Raw genomic sequence first — 21,462 nt, 5'->3', positions numbered from 1 at the left:
GTATTAAATAAGTATTGAATCAAAAAACTAGAATCAAAAGTATAAATTAAAAAATATTCGTTAAAAGGAAAAAGGAAAGGCTGCCCGAAAAGGTCATTAATTATAGACCTTTTTAGACAGTCTTTTTTTTATCTACGAGAATGCTATTACGAGAGTGTTCTATATGTCAGGAAAAAATGTTAACCATTTAAAAAGGGACAACATTTTTGTTGGAAATCTTACTCGGATAGCAAGATGTTATAGTTTTTTTAGTGCTACAACAATATATTGAATTTTTGAATTGATAATTAAAATTTCTCCCTATTAATTTTTTATACTAAGTCTTCTTTATTTCTTGTGATGTTTATTTTGCCTTTTCTTCTGAATTTTTGAAATCTCCATGATAAATCCGATTTTTAACCTGATCATTTTTCAAATGAATAACATCAAATAGCAATATATTGTAGTTTTTTCATCAAATCAACACGATAGTTAATAGTATTAACACTATGACAATAGTATATTTAAATTGTCAGGTTACTTAAAAACAATAGTGAAACTGACAACAAAAGATTAACCTATTTATCAAAGATGCTACTGCGTGTATCATCTTGGCAGCATTAGTAAGCGTTTTGGTATAGGGTAAGTGGATTAATTTAATATACAACATAAAACATCTAACCCCGATAGAGGAGGATTTTAAAAATGGCTAAAACAAAAGTCAATAATATTCTGGAGATTGATATTCCATTGAATGAACGTCCTAACAACGAACCATTAAGAGTGTTAACGGAAGAGGAATTTAAATTTTGGAAAGAAAACGGATACGTAGTCGTTCCTAATGTTGTTCCAAAAGAGTATATAGATCGAACTGTTAACCTTATTTGGGATTTTGAAGAAAAAGACCCTACTGATCCTTCTACCTGGTACAGAGCACCACTTCGTGAGCATCTAATGCCAGAACTCCGTGGAGCCGGAATGGTGGAGTTATATAATCATCAATACTTCTGGGACAATCGTTCCTATCAAAAAGTATACGATGCGTTTGTAGATATTTGGGGAACAGAAAAATTATGGACAAGTATTGACAGATGTAACATGAGCTTCCCTAATAAACCAGGAACTTTTGAATTTGAAGGATTTATCCACTGGGATGGTGATACTTCATTAGATCCGCTTCCAGTAAATGTTCAGGGTATTCTTTTCTTAACAGATACGGATGTAGATAATGGTGGATTGAATGTCATTCCTGAGTTATTTAAAGATTTTCCTAAGTGGGTAAAAACTCAACCTGCAGATAGAGATCCATATCACCCAGATTTTACAGGCTATACACCAACACCAGTAACTTTGAAAGCGGGAGACTTGTTAATTTTCCATGTCATGCAACCTCATGGTTTACGTAAAAATGTTTCGAATACACCAAATATTCATCAATACATTTCTATGTTCCCGGCACAGGAAAACAATGAAGAATTAAAACAATGGAGAATTACACAAATGAGAGATAGAGAGATTCCAGAAGGAATTGCATTCCTGGGAGATCCTCGAAATTGGGAGAAAGAAAAATACCAACGAGCTGAACTTACTGAATTAGGTGAGAAATTATTGGGACTTAAAAAATGGTAAATTGGATTTTAAAATATATTAGCTAGAATATACCGATTCTGTAGAATCATAACAGAATCGGTATAAAAATATATTTTTGTTAGAAACAGCAATGCTAGGTTTTTCTAAAACAAAAAAGAAAACGCTTTAACTACTGGGAGTAAAACTAGAGACAAGTGGAGGTAATGAAAATGCTGATTAAAATGACAGAATTTTTTAAGAATTTACCTAGTAAAACTTGTACAAATTGTGGTAAGAAAATAGAAGAACAATTTGAATCTTATGTCAACACTTGTGATAATTGTTCAAAATCGTTTACTTTTGAGATGGTGTCAAAAAAGGAAGATTCGGCATTTTCAGTAGAGTGTCTTAATTCAAAAAGAATGAAATGCACAATGAGTTGTTTTCACAAGCAGGAAAGAGAGGCTAAGGCATCTGCATCCTGCCACATGAAAAATGTATACAGAGTCCATTGATCGAATTACTGCTGTACACAGTTCAGATAAGTTTTATTGGCAAAACCCTGGTAATTTTATTAATAGGAGTGAAAAATTTGCAACGTAATTCATATATAATTACACGTCTCTCAGCAATGATGTTTTTTCAATACTTTACCCTAGGTACATGGTTGGCTACTTTGGGTTATATTCTTAGTAAACATGGACTATCTTCTATAATTGGTACTGCGTACTCGATTGGTGGTATTGCAGCTATTATTTCTCCGATTTTCATAGGTATGATTTCGGACCGATTCTTTCCATCTCAAAAAATGTTAGGGATTGTTAATATTGTTGGAGGTATCTTGTTATGGTTTCTTCCGGTACAAATCTATTCAAATAATGGAACCGCCTTTTTATGGCTAATGTTTCTTTATATGTTGTGTTTTAATCCGACTTATTCCTTAACGAATAATATAAGTTTTCATAATGTTCAAAACCCAGTTAAAGCCTTTCCATTTATCCGTGTATGCGGAACTCTTGGGTTTATCGTTGCAAGCGTTTTAATTGGAAGCCTTGGTTTTTCAGGTAGCCCAGTTGCTCTACAAATCGGTGCTGTTATGTCAATTCTGCTTGGCCTATACAGTTTTACCTTGCCAAACACTCCGGCGCCTGGTAAAGGGAAACCGTTATCCCTAAGAGACATATTTTGTCTTGATGCACTGCAATTGTTAAAAAATCGTTACTATTTAGTATTTATATTATGTACAACAGTGCTTTTCCTAGATCATGCAACATACATGTCTTTTACCTCAGTATTTCTTGGTGATACTGGAGTGAAAGATGTTTCATCCGTTATGACAATTGGTCAAATATCTGAAGTGATATTTATGTTGTTACTTCCTTTTTTTTATCGCAAATTAGGATTCAAATGGATGTTTTTAGTTGGCATGCTCGCATGGGTATTACGGATGTCGTTATTTGCGTTTGGTGCACCTGAAGGAATCGTACCATTAATGTATATTGGTATTGCCTTACACGGATTATGTTGGGACTTTTTCTTTGTTTCAGGATACCTTTATACTGATGAAGTGGCAGATGAAAAAATAAAGGGTCAAGCGCAAGGATTAATTATTATGTTTACTCAGGGTATTGGTATGTTTGTAGGATCCTATTTTGCTGGAAATCTCTTTAATCAAACAGTCACGGAAACTGGAACCGCTTCTCTTGCTCAATGGCAAGCTTTCTGGACTTATCCGGCAGTAGTTGCGGCAATCGTCGCAGTAGTATTCTTCTTCCTCTTTAAGGATAAAAGACAATCTTCCGTAAATGGTGAGCTAAATAATGAACTAGAGCGTTTAAGGGCTTGACACAATCTAAATTTAAATGTTTTCAAAGAGGTACTCAAGCAGTACTTCTTTTTTTCGTTAAAAGGATGCATTTATATCATATTACAAAATAACAGGTCACACCTTTGGTCACATATTGGTCACGTAATAATTAAAATTGGTGGCAGACTGGTGGCAAAATCTATTACCCCTCTAAAATTCAACGAAATTTTTGCGGTTTACCTGCAAAAAAAACAAGGATGGTGCCAATAAATTTTGCATGTTGTTTCCACAAATAGTGAACAAATAGGTGTTTTTAATATTGGCACGGTAATTGCAAGTTTATAAGTGAAAATTAAAGATTTTCCTGTTAAAAGAAGTAGGTACGTTTATAATCATCTAAGGAGGCTTAACAATGAAAACAGGTACGGATCGTGTAAAAAGAGGTATGGCTGAAATGCAAAAGGGCGGCGTCATTATGGACGTTGTGAATGCTGAGCAAGCAAAAATAGCAGAGGAAGCAGGAGCGGTAGCTGTAATGGCATTGGAGCGCGTTCCTTCTGATATCCGTGCAAGTGGCGGAGTAGCAAGAATGGCAGATCCACGAATTACTGAAGAAGTTATGAATGCGGTGTCTATTCCAGTTATGGCAAAAGCACGTATCGGACACATCGTAGAAGCCCGAGTACTTGAAGCAATGGGTGTTGATTATATTGATGAGAGTGAAGTTTTAACACCAGCAGATGAAGAGTATCATCTAAATAAAAATGATTACACTGTTCCATTTGTTTGTGGTTGCCGTGATCTTGGCGAAGCAGCACGCCGTATAGGTGAAGGTGCATCCATGCTTCGTACAAAAGGAGAGCCGGGAACTGGTAATATCGTAGAAGCTGTTCGCCATATCCGTAAGGTAAATGCACAAGTACGTAAAGTCGCTACAATGAGTGAAGATGAATTGATGACAGAGGCTAAGCTACTTGGAGCTCCATATGAACTTCTTCTAGAGATTAAGCGTCACGGACGTCTACCTGTAGTAAACTTTGCAGCTGGTGGAGTAGCAACGCCTGCTGATGCTGCACTTATGATGCAATTAGGTGCTGATGGAGTATTTGTTGGTTCTGGAATCTTCAAATCTGATAACCCCGCAAAATTCGCTAAAGCTATCGTGGAAGCAACAACCCACTATAAGGACTATAAACTAATTGCAGAGATTTCAAAAAATCTTGGAATTGCAATGAAAGGTATTGAGATTTCAACTCTGTCTCCTGAAGCGCGAATGCAGGAACGTGGTTGGTAAAAAATTCAAATTTTTCTAGAAGGATTTTAACATACAGGGGAGAATAATCTATTTATTGTGTATAGGTCTAAAAAATAGTCGTAAGCTCTTTCTTGTTAGTGAAAGCGCTTTAACATTTTTGAAAATTTAAAATATTCACATTGACATTGTTTATTCTGACCCGTATACTCGTGTTAGAAACATGTTCAGTGGATTTTTGAAAGGTGGATTATAGCATGCAAACACTGGAAACAGTGATTGTTACAGGATATGCAAAAGCTCCACAGGGAACTTCCATGTATGAAATGTATAAGCATGCGGGAATTGTTCTCGAAGTGAATCTGAAAGATCATAAGATTATCGGAGCTGAATTCACATTCGTAACTGAACTAACTAAAAATTATTTTCAAAAACTGCTGATAGGATACTGTCTTGAAGACGGTGTCGAGCAGTTGATTAAACGAATTCAAAGTTTTTATTTTGCTCCATCCCAGCAAGCGATCATTGTGGCTCTACAAGCTGCAGTTCAACGTTACTGGGATAATGTGAAGCAAATGAATACATAACGTTTGGTTATAATAAAGTGGGAAGATGACCTCTTCCCATGGTCTTATTAAAACCGGGCAAACATGAACTCTTTGTAAGGAATGTTCGTTGGAACGACATTCTTTATAGAGATTTATGTTTTGCTCGGTTTTTTATTTTAACGAATTGTTACACCCACAAAAGTCGATGGAGAGGCAGGGATAAAAAAACATGAGCAAGCTGATTACATGCGAAGAAGCTGTAAAAAAGGTTAAAAGCGGCTCTCGAATTATGGTAGGTGGATTTGGACTTGTAGGAAGTCCGCTTAGTTTAATAGCCGCTTTGGCGCAAACGAAAGTGAAAGACTTAGAGATTATTAGTAATAACCTTGGTGAACCAGGCAGAGGTCTTGGAGTTTTAGTACGGCAAAAGCAAGTGAAAAAAGCGATAGGTTCGTATTTTACAAGCAACCCGGAGGTGGTTAAGGCTTATCAGGATAAGGAAATGGAAGTGGAGCTTCTCCCTCAGGGAACGATGTCTGAAGCCATTCGAGCGGGTGGTGGGGGACTAGGAGGGTTTTATACACCGGTCAGCGTAGGAACAAAAATCGCCGAAAACAAAGAAGAGCGTACCCTTAACGGTAAAAAATATGTGTTCCAAGAGCCGCTTAAAGCCAATTTTGCTTTAATTAAAGCGAAAAAAGCGGATCAATTAGGAAATCTCATCTACAACAAATCGGCAAGAAACTTCAATCCGATGATGGCAACAGCTGCGGATGTGGTTATTGCCGAGGTGGACGAGATTGTGGAGGTAGGCCAAATTTCTCCTGAAGAAATTGTGACTCCTCATTTATACGTTGATTTTATCGTTGTGAAGGGCGGGAACTAGCTTGAACGTGAAACAATACATTGCTGCAAGAGCGGCGAAGGAATTGAAGGATGGGGATATCGTCAATTTGGGGATAGGGATTCCAACGCTGGTGGCTGATTACATTCCATCAGATGTTAAAGTTTTTTTACACTCTGAAAACGGCATTCTTGGAGTAGGTCCTACGCCTGATCCAGAGCATATTGACCAAAATCTTGTCAATGCAGGAAAACTTCCTGTCACAGTATTGGAAGGGTCATCCTATTTTGATAGCGCTTCCTCTTTTGCAATGATTCGCGGCGGACATGTAAGCGTTTCGATTCTTGGTGTGCTGCAAATCGATGCAATTGGCCGGATCGCCAACTGGGCCGTCCCAGGAAAAAGTGTTCTTGGTGTAGGCGGGGCGATGGATTTATTGGAAGGCTCCAAAAAGGTAATCGTAACAACAATGCATACTTCTAACCAGGGAGAGTCAAAAATTGTCAAGGAATTAACCTATCCGATCACATCGGAACGAATAGTGGATTTAATTATTACCGATTTGGCGGTGTTCGCTGTAAAGGAAGATGGACTTCATCTTATTGAGCTGTCCCCTGGAACTTCCCTTGAGGAAGTTCAACAGAAAACGGACGCACCCTTTCAAATTGCTGAATCTTTCAATAGAGGCAAAGAGGTGACTGCATAGTGGTTGTAATCGTAAATGCGTTTCGGACTGCTATCGGAAGCTTCGGCGGATCACTGGCAGATACGCCTCCAGAAGAGCTCGTATCTCTCATCATGAAAAATAATCTTTCTGCTTCCGGATACGGTGCCAATATTGTCGATGAAGTCATCGTCGGCCAAACAAAGCAGAGTGCGCATGCTCCGAATATTGCAAGAGTCGCGGCATTACAGTCCCATTTTCCAGAATCGATTCCTGCTTATACTGTTCATCGTCAGTGTGGTTCGGGCATGCAGGCTGTCATTAACGGGGCGATGTCCATTTTGACTGGTCAGGCGGAAGTCGTTTTAGCAGGAGGCGTCGAAAATATGTCGCAAGCGCCTCATTATATGGTTGGCACTCGTTTCGGCCACAAGATGGGAGATATGACGCTGTATGATTCAAATACGGAAAGTCAGCCAAAATCGCAGCCGGAGGAGATATACGGCCGTTTCACGATGGGGCAAACAGCTGAGTGGCTGGCTGAAAAATATAACATTAGCCGCCGTGAACAAGATGAATTTGCCTTCACGAGTCAGCAAAAATCGAAACGTGCAATTGAATTGGGCCATTTTGAAGAAGAAATCATTCCTGTTCCGGTAAAGGAAGGGAAAAAGGGGATTAGACACTTTGCGATAGATGAGTACCCAAGATTGACGGACATTGAAAAGTTAGGAACATTAAGTTCTGTGTTTCAAAAGAATGGTACGGTAACTGCCGGAAACTCATCCGGAAGAAATGATGGCGCCTCGATGCTGCTGTTGATGTCGGAAGAAAAAGCGAAACAACTTGGAGTGGTTCCGATGGCAAGGATTCGTTCCTTTGCTGCAGCGGGTGTATCACCAAAAGAAATGGGAATTGGTCCGGTTCCTGCATCCCAAATTGCTTTGAAAAAAGCGGGTCTTCTTTTGGAGGATATCGATTTGATTGAATTAAATGAAGCATTTGCCGCTCAAAGTCTTGCTTGTTTAAAAGAATGGGACATAAAAGGAGATAAAGTGAATGTAAACGGAGGAGCGATTGCCTTAGGGCATCCACTTGGGTGCTCCGGTGCAAGAATCGTCACTACATTATGTCATGAGCTTGAAAAACAAAAGCGGCAATATGGCCTTGCAACGATTTGTGTGGCAGGAGGATTAGGAATGGCAATGGTGGTGGAAAGATGGATGGAATAAAAAAAGACTACGTGTTTCATCGTGATTTAAAAAAGGAGTACCCGATTATTACCCACGGTGAAGGGGTCTATCTCATAGATGAGAACGGGAAAAAATATTTGGATGCTTGCTCGGGAGCGGTTGCAGCCAACTTGGGCCATGGGATTAGTTCTATAGGAGAGGCCATGGCAGAACAAGCAAAAAAAGCAGCTTTCGTCCATACAATGCGCTTCGAGACGAAAGCGTTGCATGAACTGGCTGAAACAATCGGAAAAATGGCCCCCGGCCATTTAAATAAAGTGTATTTTACAACCGGAGGCTCCGAAGCAAATGAAAGTGCTTTGAAGCTGGCGAGGCAATATCATAGGGACGCCGGGAGACCCCAAAAACACATGGTGATCGGGCGATGGCAATCGTATCACGGAAACACCATCGGCTCTTTATCAGCAGGAGGAGACGTTAAAAGAAGGCATGCATACACTCCTAATCTTTTAAACTATGCCCATGTCTATTCTCCTTACTGCCACCGATGTCCATACGATCGTCAAAAAGATGATTGTCTCTCCAAACAAAACTGGACGTGTGTAACGGATATTGAAAGAACCATTTTAGAAATTGGTCCTGAGAACGTGTCGGCATTTATCGCCGAACCGATTGTCGGAAGCCAGCAAGGTGCTGTTCCACCGCCGCTGGGGTATTTTGAGAAAGTTCGAGAGCTGTGTGATCGTTACGAAATCGTCTTAATTATCGATGAAGTGATGACTGGATTTGGCCGTACTGGTACCAACTTTGCGACAGAACAGATTGGAATCGAACCTGATATCATCACGTTTGGAAAAGGGGTTTCGGCAGGATATGCTCCGCTGGCCGGAATGATTGTTCATGAACGGTTAATCGATGGACTCATTCAAAACAGTGACGGGAAATTTATTCACGGCTATACCTATAGCGGGCATCCTGTGGCAGTGGCAGCGGGTCTTGCTGCATTAGACGTATATGAGCGAGATATGGTGCTGGAAAACGTCAAAAAACAAGGGACCTACCTTTTCAACCGTCTTATGGAACTGAAGCAAAAACATTCTTATATATCTGATGTTCGGGGCAGAGGGCTTTTAATCGGTATGGAGCTTGTGAAGGATCGTGAGCAGGATCTATTGTTCAATCCAACTGAAAAAGCTGCTGAAAGATTGAATGGAATTGCGACGGAACTCGGTGCGGTTTTTTATCCCGGTTCCGGTTCAATTGACGGCACCATGGGGGAGCACTTTATCATCAGTCCTCCTTTAAATGTCACGAAAATAGAAATTGATGAAATTGTGAGAATACTAGATGAATCATTATCGATATTCCAGGGCCAATTTAGAAAGGATGAGGCATATGAAATTACAAAGTAAAACAAACGAAATTCAAGAAAAAGCACGAAAGCATTTATCACCGGTCATGACAAGGGTAACGGAGCTTGTCATTGAAAAAGCGCATGGCGCCAAATTTTGGACAACAGACGGAAAGGAATATATCGATTTTGTTTCAGGAGTGGCCGTCAATGCAGTCGGGCATACGAACGAAAAAATGGTGGAAGCCATTAAAAAGCAAGCTGAAAATTTGATTCATCTTGGATTGAACTATGGTTATTATGAAACGGCAGCGAATTTGGCAGAAAAGCTTGCTCAAATCACACCAGGAAATCTAGACACTGTCTTTTTCTCCAATTCGGGAGCTGAAGCTATCGACGGTGCACTTAAACTAGCAAAGGCGGCCACAGGGAGACCCGCCATCATTGCTTTTGAAGGATCGTTTCATGGCCGTACATTAGGAGCAACAGCGATTACGGCATCAAGCTCTAAATACCGCCGTTTTTATGAACCGATTTTAGGTGAGGTGTATCACGTTCCATATCCGTATCCCAGCCAGCTGAAAAACATTAGAGAAGAAGAAGCTGAAGAGTATTGTTTGAATCAGCTTCAAAAATTGTTCGATCTACGCGTGGATCCTTCACGTGTGGCGGCTATCATCATTGAACCGGTAATGGGTGAAGGCGGCTATTATCCGGCACCGCCAAGCTTTTTGCAGGAGTTAAGAAAGATTACAGAGGAACACGGCATTTTACTTATCTTTGATGAAGTACAAACAGGATTTGGCCGTACAGGCAAGATGTTCGCGGCAGAGCATGCGAATGTGACTCCTGATATTTTAGTACTGGCAAAAGCCCTTTCCGGCGGAATGCCTCTTGGTGCCATTGTAGCAAGTCGTGAGCTTCATGAAAAATGGCCGACGGCCGGTCATGGTTCGACATTTGGAGGAAATCCAGTTTCTTGTGCTGCGGCATTGGCAAACATTGAGGTTATTGAGGAAGAGAAGCTAGTAGAACGGAGTGCTAAACTCGGTGCCGAGATTGTCGGTCGACTTCATAATTCGGTAGGACATTTACCGGGCATTGTTGAAGTTCGAGGAGTCGGCATGATGATTGGTATTGAATTTGATTCGCAATCTGCTGCTTTCTTAGTACCGAAAATTAAATCGAAAGCACTGGAAAATGGATTGCTCATTATGAACTGCGGTGTAAGCGGGCAAACGATCCGATTAATGCTGCCTCTTAATATTCAAGAAGATGTACTAGATATAGGATTAACGATTTTAGAAGATGTGATAACAGAAACTATTTCCGGAAACTAATTTCGATTCCTCGGAATACCACGAAAAAGGAGGTCAAGTTTATGTCTAGTCAAATCAAAACAGATATTCTTCAGGGAGATCTTTATATAAATGGAAAATGGGTAAGTGCCCCCGATCAGTCCCACTTTGAAAGCTTAAATCCGGCAACGGGGGAACTTGTCGGCGTATGTGCTTCCGCCACAACAGAGCAAGTGCATGAGGCTGTTGCAAAAGCGAATGAAGCGTTTTCACAATGGAAGAACACTCCCATTCCAGAACGAGCGGCTTATTTAACGAAAGCAGCCCAATTGTTTGAAATACGAAAAGAGGAACTTGCTAGCGTTATGACAATGGAGATGGGCAAAGTGCTGCCAGAGTCTATAGGCGAAGTCGGAGTGGTCATCGCGACTGCTCAATATATGGCAGGCGAGGGACGACGCCTCTTTGGAGAAACGGTCCCTGCGGGCTTCCCAGACCGGAACGTACGCATGGTTCGTGAACCTCTTGGAGTTGCGGCGTGTATTACCCCCTGGAACTTCCCAGTTGCGCTTGCTTCCTACAAAATCTTTTCAGCTCTGATTGCTGGAAATACTGTCGTATGGAAGCCTGCTTCAGAGGTTGCGCTTTCGGCAAAGATTTTTGTAGAAGTGTTAGATGAAGCCGGATTTCCAGCAGGAGTTGTGAACTTAATTACCGGTTCAGGAAGAACAGTCGGTCAAACACTCGCAGAGCATTCAGATGTTAAAATCATTTCGTTTACGGGCTCAACAGAAGTCGGACAAAAGCTGGCTGAAATGAGCAGTAAAACATTAAAACGTATTTCATTGGAATTAGGCGGAAAAAATGCAGTGGTCGTCTTGAAGGATGCGGACTTGGACAAGGCGGCAGACGGAATCGTAAAATCAGCGTTTACGACAACTGGTCAGCGCTGTACAGCGGCAAGCCGAGTAATCGTCGAGCGTCCAGTAAAGAAACTGCTCATACAAAAAGTAGTCGAATTAACACAGTCTATGAAAATAGGAAATGGACTGGAAGAAGGGAAACAAGTGGGACCTCTCGTAAATGAAGACCAGCTTCATATAGTAGAAAAATATGTAAAAACAGCGATTGAAGAAGGTGGGAAAATTGTATCAGGCGGTCAGCGAGTTAAAGAATTAGGCGGCTATTATTATGAACCGACAATAATTGAAAATGTGAAACCGAATGATACCATTGCCCAGGAAGAAATATTTGGTCCTGTTCTTGCCATCATTGAAGTAGATTCATATGAGGAAGCCATGGAGGTAAATAACGGGACAATTTATGGGCTATCAACTTCTATTTATACAGCGAGCCTTCATTATGCGAACCGTGCTGCGAAGGAAGCAGTAAGCGGACTTGTCTATATTAATAACGGAACATCCAATGCCGAAATGGGAGTTGCATTTGGAGGCATGAAAATGTCCGGAAACGGTCACCGTGAAGTTTCCCATCATGCATTCGATGTCATGACAGAGTGGAAGTCCATCTATACAAACTATTGATAAGCTAATGTCTAATACGAAGGGAGGGAGAACATGCGAAATTATCGCATCGGTATTGCATTCTTTTACCATGAATCCCACAGTTTCAGCCCGATGAAAACTGAAATCGAACAGTTTCGAAATGAAGGCTACTTTATCGGCGATGAAATTTATGATGCCTATATTGGTACGAAAACGGAAGTGGGCGGGTTTTTGGATGTATTGAAACAGGAAGAGGATGTAGAAATCGTGCCGCTGCTTTGTGCGGCAGCGGTCCCATCGGGCGTAGTATCAACAGAAGCGTATTCCATCATCGAAGAGCAAATGCTCCAGTCAATCCGGGAGGCTGGAAGGCTGGACGGATTATTGCTTGCACTGCATGGAGCGATGGTAGTGGAGGACCTCTTTGATCCAGAAGAGCATTTACTAGGGAAAATTCGTGAGCATATCGGACAGACTGTCCCGATTGCGACGACCCTGGATATGCACGCCAATTTAAGCAGAAAAATGATTGATTACACACCGCTTCATTTTGGATTTAAAACATATCCGCATATTGATATGTACGAACAAGGCATTCATGCGGCAATCGCTTTGTTAAAACAATTAAAGGAAGGTGTGACTTACTACGCTTCTTTTGAAAAATTGCCGATGATGCCTCCCTCTATCAATATGAGAACTGCAGAAGGGCCGATGCACCAAATGATCGAGTGGGCGAAACAAGCCGAAGAGGAAGAAGGAATTCATCATGTGTCCGTATTTGGTGGCTTTCCTTACTCGGATATTCCCATGGTCGGTGCAAGTGTACTTGTTGTTTCGCTCGATCCGCAAAAAGGAAAAGAGACTGCTCAAAAGATGGCTTCCTTGTTCTGGAGTGTCAGAGAAGAATTTATCATGGATTTGCCCGGTGTAACAGAAGGTCTAGATTTGGCGATGTCGATTGATGATGACAAACCGGTAGTGCTGGTGGACATCTCGGATAATCCTTTAAGCTGCGGGAGCGGGGATACAACAGAGCTTCTTCGAAAAATGGTAGACATGAATATTCCTGACACACTGTTTGGAGGACTCTACGATCCCGAATCTATTGAGGCATGCCTTAATGCAGGAGTCGGACACAAGGTATCGTTATCCCTTGGTGGGAAAGTATCTCCAGAATTTGGGGAACCCGTTCAGGTCGAAGCAACGGTCGTGGCTCTATCAGACGGTATATTTCACAATTCTGGGCCCTTCAATCAGCATTTAAAAGTGGATTTAAAGGGAACGGCACACATTCGCGTTGGCGAGATGGATGTCCTACTTATTGGAAGGCCGATGTCAGCGAATGATCCGGAAATGTTTCGTCATATTGGCCTTGAGCCGCAGGCAAAGAGAATTCTTGGGTTAAAGGCTAAAAATCATTTTCGGGCAGCGTTTGAGCCGATTGTTGGCCGTATCATTTATTTGGATGCACCTGGTGTTGCTTCCAATCGGTTAACAACTTTTACGTATCGTTACATTCCTAAGCCAATTTGGCCGCTGGATGATATCCAATATGAAGAAGAACGGAGGGGGACAGAAAAATGGAAACATTGAACAAAACCTATTATGTCGAAGTACCAGCTTCATTGAATCCAGAACAGCTAAAAATGATGATGGAGCTTGAGCAAGATGCGTTTCCGGGATTAGGAGCAGTAGATGAACAAGCCCTTGTCCCGCTTACACGCTACGGGAAACTCATTCAATACCGGCAGCAAAATGATCCAAGGCCGGTTGCGATTTGTGAAGTGATGAGAGCTTACAATGATATTCATAAAGCCTACATTTTTGGGTTTTATGTCCGCTCCGACCAGCAAGGGAAAGGAATCGGGAAATTATTTTTACAGGAAATTTATCCGCTTCTAAAGCAAGATGGTTTTCGTAAGGTTTGCTTAACGGTCAGTACTAAAAACAAGGCAGCCGTCAAGTTATATGAAAAATTAGGGTTTGTCATAAAAGAAACGAGATTCGATGAATTTGGTGAAGGGGAAAATCGCTATTATATGGAATACCTCATTTCTTAATATAGTAATGATCAGAGGAAAATTCATCAAAAATGGTCAATAGAAAATAGGCTAATTTTAGGAGGAGTTTATGATGAGAAACAATTTATTCAAACCAAAAAGACATTGGAAAGAAATCGAGCTTTGGAAGGATGTTACCGAGGAGCAATGGAACGATTGGGTTTGGCAATTGACGAATACAATCAAAAATTTAGATGACTTAAAGAAAGTAGTTAACTTAACACCAGAAGAAGAGGAAGGGGTTTTAATCTCAACAAAAACAATCCCATTAAACATCACGCCATATTATGCATCGCTTATGGATCCTGATGATTCAAGATGTCCGGTTCGAATGCAGTCTGTTCCGATTTCTGCGGAATTGCATAAAACAAGATATGATTTAGAAGATCCCCTGCACGAAGATGAAGATTCACCAGTACCTGGGTTAACACATCGTTATCCTGATCGCGTGTTGTTCCTAGTAACAAACCAATGCTCCATGTACTGCCGTTACTGCACAAGAAGGCGCTTCTCCGGACAAATCGGAATGGGTGTACCAAAGAAACAGTTAGACACAGCGATTAATTATATCGCATCTAACCCACAGATTAGAGATGTGTTAATTTCCGGAGGAGACGGGCTCCTTATTAATGACAATATTTTAGAATATATTTTAAAGAATTTACGTGAGATTCCGCATGTAGAAATTATTCGAATCGGTACAAGAGCACCTGTCGTATTCCCACAGCGTATTACCGAAAATCTTTGTAATATCTTGAAAAAGTATCATCCAGTTTGGTTGAATACACATTTCAATACATCTATTGAAATTACGGAAGAATCGAAGCGTGCGTGTGAAATGCTTGCAAATGTTGGTGTACCTGTTGGTAACCAGGCTGTTATTTTAGCAGGCATTAACGACAGTGTACCGATCATGAAACAGCTTATGCATGACCTTGTTAAAATTCGCGTTCGTCCATATTATATTTACCAATGTGATTTATCTGAAGGGATTGGCCATTTCCGTGCACCAATCAGTAAAGGATTGGAAATTATGGAAGGACTTCGCGGCCATACATCGGGTTATGCCGTTCCAACATTTATTGTTGATGCCCCGGGTGGAGGCGGTAAAATTCCATTGCAGCCGAACTATATCATTTCTCAAAGTTCTAATAAAGTCGTATTGCGTAACTTTGAAGGTGTCATTACATCCTATCCAGAACCAACAAATTATCAGTCAGGCAGTGCAGAGGATTACTACAAAAAGGTTTATCCTGAAGTGTTTGAAAAGTTTGAAAGTAATGGTGTGCTATCCATTATTGATGATACGAAATTTAACCTTACACCTGAAGGATTAAAACGGCTAGATCGCCGCAAAACGTATAAGGAAAATATTGAGCATAGTTCATTAAAAGATAAACGTGACAAACGTGACGAGTTAAAAGAGAAAAAATTCCAATCACAAATGAAGAAATATGAAACAGTGGGAGCAAAGGAGGAATAATTTTGATTTGTCAATGGTGCGAATCTGACACAGCACGTGAAACGAGCAATAAAGTGTATTGGGAACTTCCAGATGGAACAAATGCAATCGAAATTAAGGACACTCCATCCATTCATTGCTTGGAATGCGGTATGACCTATCAAACAGATCATACGGTGAAAGAAATTGAGGATCATCTATTTTTAATTGATTGCTCAAAGCTCGAAAAAAGTATGACGTTTGAAACACTTATGGCCGCTCCACGCTTATTGAAGCGAAACTACTTTGATTTTTCGAAATAATTAGCCTAGCCATCTCTCATTTTTCAATATTAAGTGGGAGATGGCATATATTTTCTAAAAAGTTAGATAGATGCTAATAGATGAAGAATTAAGGAGGACAAGAATGGAAGCAATCAACATCTATAATAATGACCAAAATAATCAGAAACATCAGAATAATAAGGAAAGTAAAGAGCATATTAAACGCAATCTAAAGGCACGTCACATGACGATGATTGCTATTGGAGGGTCAATCGGGACAGGGTTATTTTTAGCGACAGGGGCGTCCATTCAAACAGCTGGACCTGGTGGAGCGTTAATAGCTTATGGAGCTATCGGCATCATGGTCTACTTTCTAATGACAAGTCTCGGAGAAATGGCTACCTTAATGCCGGTTTCGGGATCATTTTCAACATATGGGAGTCGTTTTGTCGATCCGGCATTTGGTTTTGCGCTTGGTTGGAATTATTGGTTCAACTGGGCTATTACACTGGCGGTTGAAATAGCTGCATCAGCAATTATTATGAAGTTCTGGTTTCCGGATGTACCAAGTATCATTTGGAGTGCACTGTTTTTAGGCTTAATCTTTTTATTGAATGCATTGTCGGTTAAAAGTTACGGAGAATCCGAGTATTGGTTCTCCTTAATAAAAGTAGTGACAATCATCGTTTTCATTGGAGTCGGTTTGCTTACCATTTTCGGTATTCTTGGAGGACAGTTTATCGGGTTTAAAAACTTTACTATAGGAGATGCTCCGGTTCATGGCGGCCTTTTGTCCATTTTAAGTATTTTTTTCATTGCAGGTTTTTCCTTTCAAGGAACGGAACTCGTGGGGATTGCTGCAGGAGAAAGTGAAGAGCCGGAGAAAAACGTACCAAAGGCGATTCGACAAGTATTTTGGCGAATTCTTCTATTCTATGTCGTTGCCATTGCTGTCATTGGCCTTATTATTCCTTATACAAGTCCAAACCTTTTAGGCAGGGATGTCGACAGCATCGCTGTCAGCCCTTTTACCCTTGTATTTGAGAAAGTGGGCATTGCATTTGCGGCATCTGTGATGAATGCGGTCATTTTGACATCGGTCTTATCGGCAGGGAGTTCCGGTTTATATGCGTCGACACGCATGCTTTGGTCCATGGCAAAGGACAGTCAGGCTCCTAAATTTTTACAAAAGGTAAATAATCGCGGGATTCCGATGAATGCCCTTGTTATCACGACGATTATCGGAGGCTTTGCCTTTTTAACGTCCATTTTTGGAGATCAAGTGTATACATGGTTACTAAATGCGTCAGGCTTGACTGGATTTATTGCATGGCTAGGAATTGCAGTCAGCCATTATCGTTTTAGAAAAGCATATATGGCCCAGGGCAGGGACATGAATGATTTGAAATTTAAAGCGAAATGGTTTCCGCTTGGTCCGATTCTTGCTTTTGCGATGTGTGTCTTTGTTATTTTCGGCCAAAACTATCAAGCTTTTCTAGCAAGTGAGATTGATTGGTATGGAATAGCCGTGTCGTATATTGGTTTACCGATCTTTTTGGCATTATGGCTTGGGTATAAACTTGTTCATAAATCGAAGGTCGTTCCACTAAAGGAATGTTCTTTTGATGAGATATCATCAAAATAGAAGGTATAGAGGATGGGTATAAATTCTATAAGGTGAATTAAAATGGAATAGCTATGGACCTGCCAAAAAGCACAAGCTAAACCTAGCTAGTGCTTTTTGACTAGTAGAGAACTCGCCATAAATAGAAGGTTGCATAGGATTCCCAATTTGCCCACGGGATTGATAATGCAAGGATTTCTTCTTTGGTCGGCTTTCTATCCATATTTAACAGCGTTTTTATCGCATTAATTAGACCGACATCATCGATCGGGAAGGCAGTCGGAAAACGAAGGCAGCGCATCAGCACATAATTGGCTGTCCATGGGCCAATCCCGCGTATTTTAATTAAGCTTTTTTCGACCTCTTTAAAATGACCGGATTCCATTAATTTTTCCTTGGATAATTCGCCGCTCGCCATTAATTTGGCAATTCCAATAATATATTCACTCTTTTTGACGGTCATTTTAATATCTGCGAGATCCTTAGGTGTGAGCTGTGCAATTCGTTCATAGGAAGGGAATATCCAATAATTTTTGCCATCCCATTCGATGGACTCACCAAATTTTTCAACGAATTGTCTCTTTAATGTGTAAGCAAATCCTAAGTTAATTTGCTGGCCTAAGACCCCCCAGCAAAGAGCTTCAAACAAATCGGGAATGCCGATAAGGCGTAATCCATAAAAGTCTTTTACGGTCATTTTAAGTAAGGGATCAGCTTTGGCAATTTCATAAAAGGGAGTTAAATCGTTATTGAGGTCAAACCATTCAGTAATATAACGCACCACTTCAGCAATCTGCCAAGGTGTACTAGGTTGTGTACCTCCTAAAAAATGAACATGCAACTGCATATTAACGAAGGCTTCTATCTGTACTAGGACTCGAGTCTCACCAATTGCTATCACTCTTCTAATGGTTTCATTTTCGACTTCATACATACATTCATTATTATTACGTTTTAGGTAGCCAAGGTTTGCTTTCATATCAAACGCTTCAGGCAATGGAATGACAATATCTTCATTAAATTCGTTAATTTCTTCCCCCAGTGTGTTGGACAATCTATCCTCCCCCTCCTTTTTCTATATTCTATTATTATCACAAAAGTATAAAAAATAATTTTTTTATTTTGCTTTTACATTCAAAAGTTTTTAATGATTCACGCAATTAAGTGTATATTGATTATGTAGTAATGTTAATCGCTTAATGAAAGAGAATCTAATTCTGAATGTGAGGAATCTTGGATGAAACCAAAAGTTATTGTCTATAAAAAAGTCGATTCTACTGTTTTAGAATATGTACGTGAAACTTGTGAAGTTATTTATTTTGAAAAATTAGATTCGCAATCACTTCCTAGCTTTTATCAAGAATTAAAGGATGCTGAAGGGATTCTAGGCTCTGGACTAAAAGTGGATGAAAAGTTTTTGGAGCTTGCGCCTCATCTAAAAATTGTCAGCAATATCTCAGTTGGCTACGATAATTTAGATATTCCCGAAATAACTAAGCGAAAAATTATGGCTACTAATACTCCAGAGGTTTTAAATGATAGTGTAGCCGATACCATTTTTGGTTTATTACTAGCAACCGCTAGAAGAATGCCGGAATTAAATCAGATGGTAAAGTCAGGAAAGTGGACATCGCAAGTGGGTGAGAATCTTTATGGAGTGGATGTGCATCATAAGACATTGGGAATTATCGGAATGGGAGGGATTGGATCAGCCATTGCCAAACGTGCGCATTTAGGCTTTGATATGCCCATTTTGTATCACAATCGCTCACGAAATTTAGAAGCTGAACAAACTTATCAAGCAACCTACTGTTCCCTTGAAGAAATTTGTCAGCACGCAGACTTCATTTGCTTAATGACGCCACTATCACCAAAGACAGTTAAGCTAATTGGAGAAAAGGAATTTAAACTAATGAAGAAATCTGCCATTTTTGTTAATGGTTCGCGTGGAGCAACTGTGGATGAAGATGCCTTGGTTCAGGCCCTTCAGAATGGGGATATCTTAGCTGCAGGGTTAGACGTCTTCGCGCAGGAACCAGTAAGTCCAGATCACCCACTTTTATCAATGGACAATGTAGTCACCCTGCCGCATATTGGGTCAGCTACCCACGAAACTCGTTTGAAAATGGCCAAACTTGCAGCGGAAAATCTAGTCTTTGGATTGCAGGGTAAACAGCCGCTTTCGTTAATTTATCAAGATGTTTTAACTGAGGTTCGCTAAATGAACATGCGTGAAGAATCTTCTTAAACAAAGGATTACGCCTGTTTTATTAACGCACGATTAAAACATAGAGTATGGAGTTTTTGTAGAAAGGACAAGAGAATAATACTAGAAGTTCCAAATGGAAATATCCAACAGCCATTTTCAGGTGCCTGACACCGGATTTTGTGAGATAATCGAAATGTAGTATGATAGAATTATCTTTGGTTTGTTTGGAAGACTTCTTAGGAGAGGATATTAGATGACCAATAATGAGATACCTTCTCTACAGAAGGATGGAAAAGTTACGATATTGAATCAACGAAATACATCTAACATAATGACTGATCTAAAGTTACTTTTTAAAGCAAATGTATTAATCGCAAATGTTTTGCCTGTCTTTGCAGGATTCTGGTTAGCCTTACATTTTACTAATACTTCTTTTACAGCACACCTGGATCTATTTTTCTTAACAATTTTCGGAAGTACAATGGTAATGGCTGGGGCCCTCGCGCTCAATAACTGGTACGATGTTGATATTGACACTGTAATGGATCGAACAAAGGGGCGTCCAACAGTAACGGGGAATATTTCTTTGAACGCAGTTTTAACAATAGGTATTGCTCTAAGTGTATTAGGTCAAATCCTTTTACTCTTTACGACCGTTGAAGCGGCGATATACTCCTTTGTCGGATGGTTTACTTATGTTTTTTTATATACCATGTGGTCAAAGCGGCGGTATACAATTAATACAGTAATTGGAAGTATTTCCGGTGCCGTTACACCTTTAATAGGATGGACAGCCATCGCACCTGGTTTTCAAAGAGTCCCAATGATCTTGTTTCTTATCTTGTTTATTTTTCAAATGCCGCATACCTTTGCGATTGCAGTAAAGAAATATAAAGAATATAAAGCAGCTGGAGTAGCCATGCTTCCCGTTGTTCGCGGATTGACTGTGACTAAACGGCAAATGGTGATCTATATTGCATGCTTATTTCCATTACCATTTTTATTAACGATGCTTGGAACTACATTTATGGTGATTGCTACATTGCTTAACGTTGGATGGTTGGTTGTGTGTATCAGAGGATTTTTTACTAAAGATGATTTAAAATGGGCACATGTGAATTTTCTATATTCCGTTAATTATATAACTATATTGTTTCTCTTGATGGTAATTGTTACATTGCCGGTGTTTAGTTAGTCGAGATCAAATGAAACTCAAACTATAGATAAGTGAAGGCTGTTCCGAGAGTATGCAAGTTATTTGCAAACTAATGGAGCAGCTTTTTTGTGTTTGAAAAAGGCAGTTCCTTTTGGGTGTTCACGAAAAAAGCTGAGCAAATGTGATACAGTTCACTTCGATGATAATCATTCCCATCAATTATTAAGGTATGAAATATAAAGGAGTTGATTTTCAGTGGGGGACACAAAAGTTAACAACAAAAAAAAGCATGGTGAAGGGCAAGAGGCACCATTAAAAGGAACATGGATTTCTGTAGGAGTGGTTGGGGTCGTAATTCTCGCTACGTATTTAATATTATATGGCCTTTATATGGCTAGAGTATAGGAGGGTATGAAAGATATGAAAATGCATCTTGATGAAAAAATATGGCTTACCTTGAATTTCGGTATGATCATGTTATTCATGCTTATTACTGGCTATCAAGCATTTGCCTTGGAAATGGGACCGCCGAGTAATAATGAACTAATTGATTCACAAAAGGTAGACCAAACAGCACTTTTTGTGAAAAGGCTAAAATACGAGTGTAATTTGGTACTTTTTACAAATGATAACTGTTGGAAAAGGAAACTTTTTTGAAATTGAAATATACTATAAGGG

The 21,462-nt window shown here is 40.0% G+C and carries 21 protein-coding genes; 20 read left to right on the top strand and 1 reads right to left on the bottom strand.

Annotation, left to right across the window (positions count from 1 at the left end; all coding sequences use genetic code 11):
• Positions 1-684: 684 nt before the first annotated feature.
• The 16 genes from J7E66_RS09610 (at position 685) to J7E66_RS09535 (ending at position 17,440) form a co-directional block, all read left to right on the top strand.
• Positions 685-1,608 (top strand): phytanoyl-CoA dioxygenase family protein, encoded by a 924-nt coding sequence (locus J7E66_RS09610; RefSeq protein ID WP_214999544.1) that lies wholly within the window; start codon positions 685-687, stop codon positions 1,606-1,608.
• A gap of 164 nt (positions 1,609-1,772) precedes the next feature.
• Positions 1,773-2,063 carry a protein YhfH gene (gene yhfH / locus J7E66_RS32820; RefSeq protein ID WP_374103839.1) on the top strand — a complete coding sequence of 97 codons (291 nt, stop codon included), beginning with the start codon at positions 1,773-1,775 and terminating at the stop codon, positions 2,061-2,063.
• Positions 2,064-2,140: 77 nt separating this feature from the next.
• On the top strand, positions 2,141-3,394 hold the full coding sequence (locus J7E66_RS09600; RefSeq protein ID WP_214999541.1) for an MFS transporter: 1,254 nt from the start codon (positions 2,141-2,143) through the stop codon (positions 3,392-3,394).
• Positions 3,395-3,767: 373 nt separating this feature from the next.
• Positions 3,768-4,649 (top strand): pyridoxal 5'-phosphate synthase lyase subunit PdxS, encoded by an 882-nt coding sequence (gene pdxS, locus J7E66_RS09595; RefSeq protein WP_214999539.1) that lies wholly within the window; start codon positions 3,768-3,770, stop codon positions 4,647-4,649.
• Between the two features lie 215 nt (positions 4,650-4,864).
• Positions 4,865-5,194 carry a DUF3870 domain-containing protein gene (locus tag J7E66_RS09590; protein WP_168242528.1) on the top strand — a complete coding sequence of 110 codons (330 nt, stop codon included), beginning with the start codon at positions 4,865-4,867 and terminating at the stop codon, positions 5,192-5,194.
• Between the two features lie 190 nt (positions 5,195-5,384).
• Positions 5,385-6,041, top strand: coding sequence for a CoA transferase subunit A (locus tag J7E66_RS09585; RefSeq protein WP_214999537.1), 657 nt, complete (start codon positions 5,385-5,387; stop codon positions 6,039-6,041).
• A 1-nt stretch (position 6,042) separates the two neighbouring features.
• The gene (locus J7E66_RS09580; RefSeq protein WP_214999535.1) at positions 6,043-6,705 is read left to right on the top strand and encodes a 3-oxoacid CoA-transferase subunit B; all 663 of its coding nucleotides are present in this window, start codon (positions 6,043-6,045) and stop codon (positions 6,703-6,705) included.
• The gene (locus tag J7E66_RS09575) at positions 6,705-7,895 is read left to right on the top strand and encodes a thiolase family protein (protein WP_214999533.1); all 1,191 of its coding nucleotides are present in this window, start codon (positions 6,705-6,707) and stop codon (positions 7,893-7,895) included. The genes J7E66_RS09580 and J7E66_RS09575 overlap by 1 nt, the downstream gene beginning before the upstream one ends.
• Positions 7,883-9,268 (top strand): aminotransferase family protein, encoded by a 1,386-nt coding sequence (locus tag J7E66_RS09570; protein WP_214999530.1) that lies wholly within the window; start codon positions 7,883-7,885, stop codon positions 9,266-9,268. The genes J7E66_RS09575 and J7E66_RS09570 overlap by 13 nt, the downstream gene beginning before the upstream one ends.
• A complete protein-coding gene (locus J7E66_RS09565; protein ID WP_214999529.1) occupies positions 9,252-10,547 on the top strand; it encodes an aspartate aminotransferase family protein in 1,296 nt (431 codons plus the stop codon). The genes J7E66_RS09570 and J7E66_RS09565 overlap by 17 nt, the downstream gene beginning before the upstream one ends.
• Before the next feature lie 41 nt (positions 10,548-10,588).
• Positions 10,589-12,049: an aldehyde dehydrogenase family protein gene (locus J7E66_RS09560; protein WP_214999527.1), complete on the top strand. Its 1,461-nt coding sequence runs from the start codon at positions 10,589-10,591 to the stop codon at positions 12,047-12,049.
• 33 nt (positions 12,050-12,082) lie between these two features.
• Positions 12,083-13,603: a M81 family metallopeptidase gene (locus J7E66_RS09555; protein WP_214999525.1), complete on the top strand. Its 1,521-nt coding sequence runs from the start codon at positions 12,083-12,085 to the stop codon at positions 13,601-13,603.
• Positions 13,591-14,070, top strand: coding sequence for a GNAT family N-acetyltransferase (locus tag J7E66_RS09550; RefSeq protein WP_214999523.1), 480 nt, complete (start codon positions 13,591-13,593; stop codon positions 14,068-14,070). The genes J7E66_RS09555 and J7E66_RS09550 overlap by 13 nt, the downstream gene beginning before the upstream one ends.
• A gap of 73 nt (positions 14,071-14,143) precedes the next feature.
• Entirely contained in the window at positions 14,144-15,553 is a 1,410-nt protein-coding gene (kamA, locus tag J7E66_RS09545; RefSeq protein WP_214999521.1) for a lysine 2,3-aminomutase, read from the top strand.
• A gap of 2 nt (positions 15,554-15,555) precedes the next feature.
• Positions 15,556-15,834, top strand: coding sequence for a YokU family protein (locus tag J7E66_RS09540; RefSeq protein WP_214999519.1), 279 nt, complete (start codon positions 15,556-15,558; stop codon positions 15,832-15,834).
• A 103-nt stretch (positions 15,835-15,937) separates the two neighbouring features.
• Positions 15,938-17,440, top strand: coding sequence for an amino acid permease (locus tag J7E66_RS09535; RefSeq protein ID WP_214999517.1), 1,503 nt, complete (start codon positions 15,938-15,940; stop codon positions 17,438-17,440).
• 100 nt (positions 17,441-17,540) lie between these two features.
• Here J7E66_RS09535 and J7E66_RS09530 read toward each other — a convergent pair whose 3' ends face one another.
• Positions 17,541-18,398, bottom strand: a complete 858-nt coding sequence (locus tag J7E66_RS09530) for a DNA-3-methyladenine glycosylase family protein (RefSeq protein WP_214999984.1) — start codon at positions 18,396-18,398, stop codon at positions 17,541-17,543.
• A gap of 258 nt (positions 18,399-18,656) precedes the next feature.
• On the opposite strand from J7E66_RS09530, the gene J7E66_RS09525 reads away from it, so the two are divergent.
• From J7E66_RS09525 to J7E66_RS09510, 4 genes are all read left to right on the top strand, one after another.
• Positions 18,657-19,640 carry a 2-hydroxyacid dehydrogenase gene (locus J7E66_RS09525; protein WP_214999515.1) on the top strand — a complete coding sequence of 328 codons (984 nt, stop codon included), beginning with the start codon at positions 18,657-18,659 and terminating at the stop codon, positions 19,638-19,640.
• A gap of 241 nt (positions 19,641-19,881) precedes the next feature.
• A complete protein-coding gene (gene cyoE / locus J7E66_RS09520; RefSeq protein WP_214999513.1) occupies positions 19,882-20,823 on the top strand; it encodes a heme o synthase in 942 nt (313 codons plus the stop codon).
• Between the two features lie 216 nt (positions 20,824-21,039).
• Entirely contained in the window at positions 21,040-21,189 is a 150-nt protein-coding gene (locus tag J7E66_RS09515; protein WP_168242539.1) for a hypothetical protein, read from the top strand.
• Positions 21,190-21,204: 15 nt separating this feature from the next.
• Positions 21,205-21,441, top strand: coding sequence for a hypothetical protein (locus tag J7E66_RS09510; RefSeq protein WP_308162492.1), 237 nt, complete (start codon positions 21,205-21,207; stop codon positions 21,439-21,441).
• Positions 21,442-21,462: the final 21 nt, after the last annotated feature.

The organism is Bacillus sp. ISL-7 (assembly GCF_018613065.1).
This window is presented reverse-complemented; position numbering and strand designations above follow the sequence as displayed.

What these genes read in the sequence shown, in the direction of transcription:
- J7E66_RS09510 (WP_308162492.1), top strand. Translation starts at nt 21,205, where the DNA reads ATGAAAATGCATCTTGATGAAAAAATATGGCTTACCTTGAATTTCGGT.
- J7E66_RS09530 (WP_214999984.1), bottom strand. Translation starts at nt 18,398, where the DNA reads ATGAAAGCAAACCTTGGCTACCTAAAACGTAATAATAATGAATGTATG.
- J7E66_RS09555 (WP_214999525.1), top strand. Translation starts at nt 12,083, where the DNA reads ATGCGAAATTATCGCATCGGTATTGCATTCTTTTACCATGAATCCCAC.
- J7E66_RS09550 (WP_214999523.1), top strand. Translation starts at nt 13,591, where the DNA reads ATGGAAACATTGAACAAAACCTATTATGTCGAAGTACCAGCTTCATTG.
- pdxS (WP_214999539.1), top strand. Translation starts at nt 3,768, where the DNA reads ATGAAAACAGGTACGGATCGTGTAAAAAGAGGTATGGCTGAAATGCAA.
- J7E66_RS09610 (WP_214999544.1), top strand. Translation starts at nt 685, where the DNA reads ATGGCTAAAACAAAAGTCAATAATATTCTGGAGATTGATATTCCATTG.
- J7E66_RS09590 (WP_168242528.1), top strand. Translation starts at nt 4,865, where the DNA reads ATGCAAACACTGGAAACAGTGATTGTTACAGGATATGCAAAAGCTCCA.
- cyoE (WP_214999513.1), top strand. Translation starts at nt 19,882, where the DNA reads ATGACCAATAATGAGATACCTTCTCTACAGAAGGATGGAAAAGTTACG.
- J7E66_RS09560 (WP_214999527.1), top strand. Translation starts at nt 10,589, where the DNA reads ATGTCTAGTCAAATCAAAACAGATATTCTTCAGGGAGATCTTTATATA.
- yhfH (WP_374103839.1), top strand. Translation starts at nt 1,773, where the DNA reads ATGAAAATGCTGATTAAAATGACAGAATTTTTTAAGAATTTACCTAGT.
- J7E66_RS09535 (WP_214999517.1), top strand. Translation starts at nt 15,938, where the DNA reads ATGGAAGCAATCAACATCTATAATAATGACCAAAATAATCAGAAACAT.
- J7E66_RS09525 (WP_214999515.1), top strand. Translation starts at nt 18,657, where the DNA reads ATGAAACCAAAAGTTATTGTCTATAAAAAAGTCGATTCTACTGTTTTA.
- J7E66_RS09585 (WP_214999537.1), top strand. Translation starts at nt 5,385, where the DNA reads ATGAGCAAGCTGATTACATGCGAAGAAGCTGTAAAAAAGGTTAAAAGC.
- J7E66_RS09570 (WP_214999530.1), top strand. Translation starts at nt 7,883, where the DNA reads ATGGATGGAATAAAAAAAGACTACGTGTTTCATCGTGATTTAAAAAAG.
- J7E66_RS09565 (WP_214999529.1), top strand. Translation starts at nt 9,252, where the DNA reads ATGAAATTACAAAGTAAAACAAACGAAATTCAAGAAAAAGCACGAAAG.
- kamA (WP_214999521.1), top strand. Translation starts at nt 14,144, where the DNA reads ATGAGAAACAATTTATTCAAACCAAAAAGACATTGGAAAGAAATCGAG.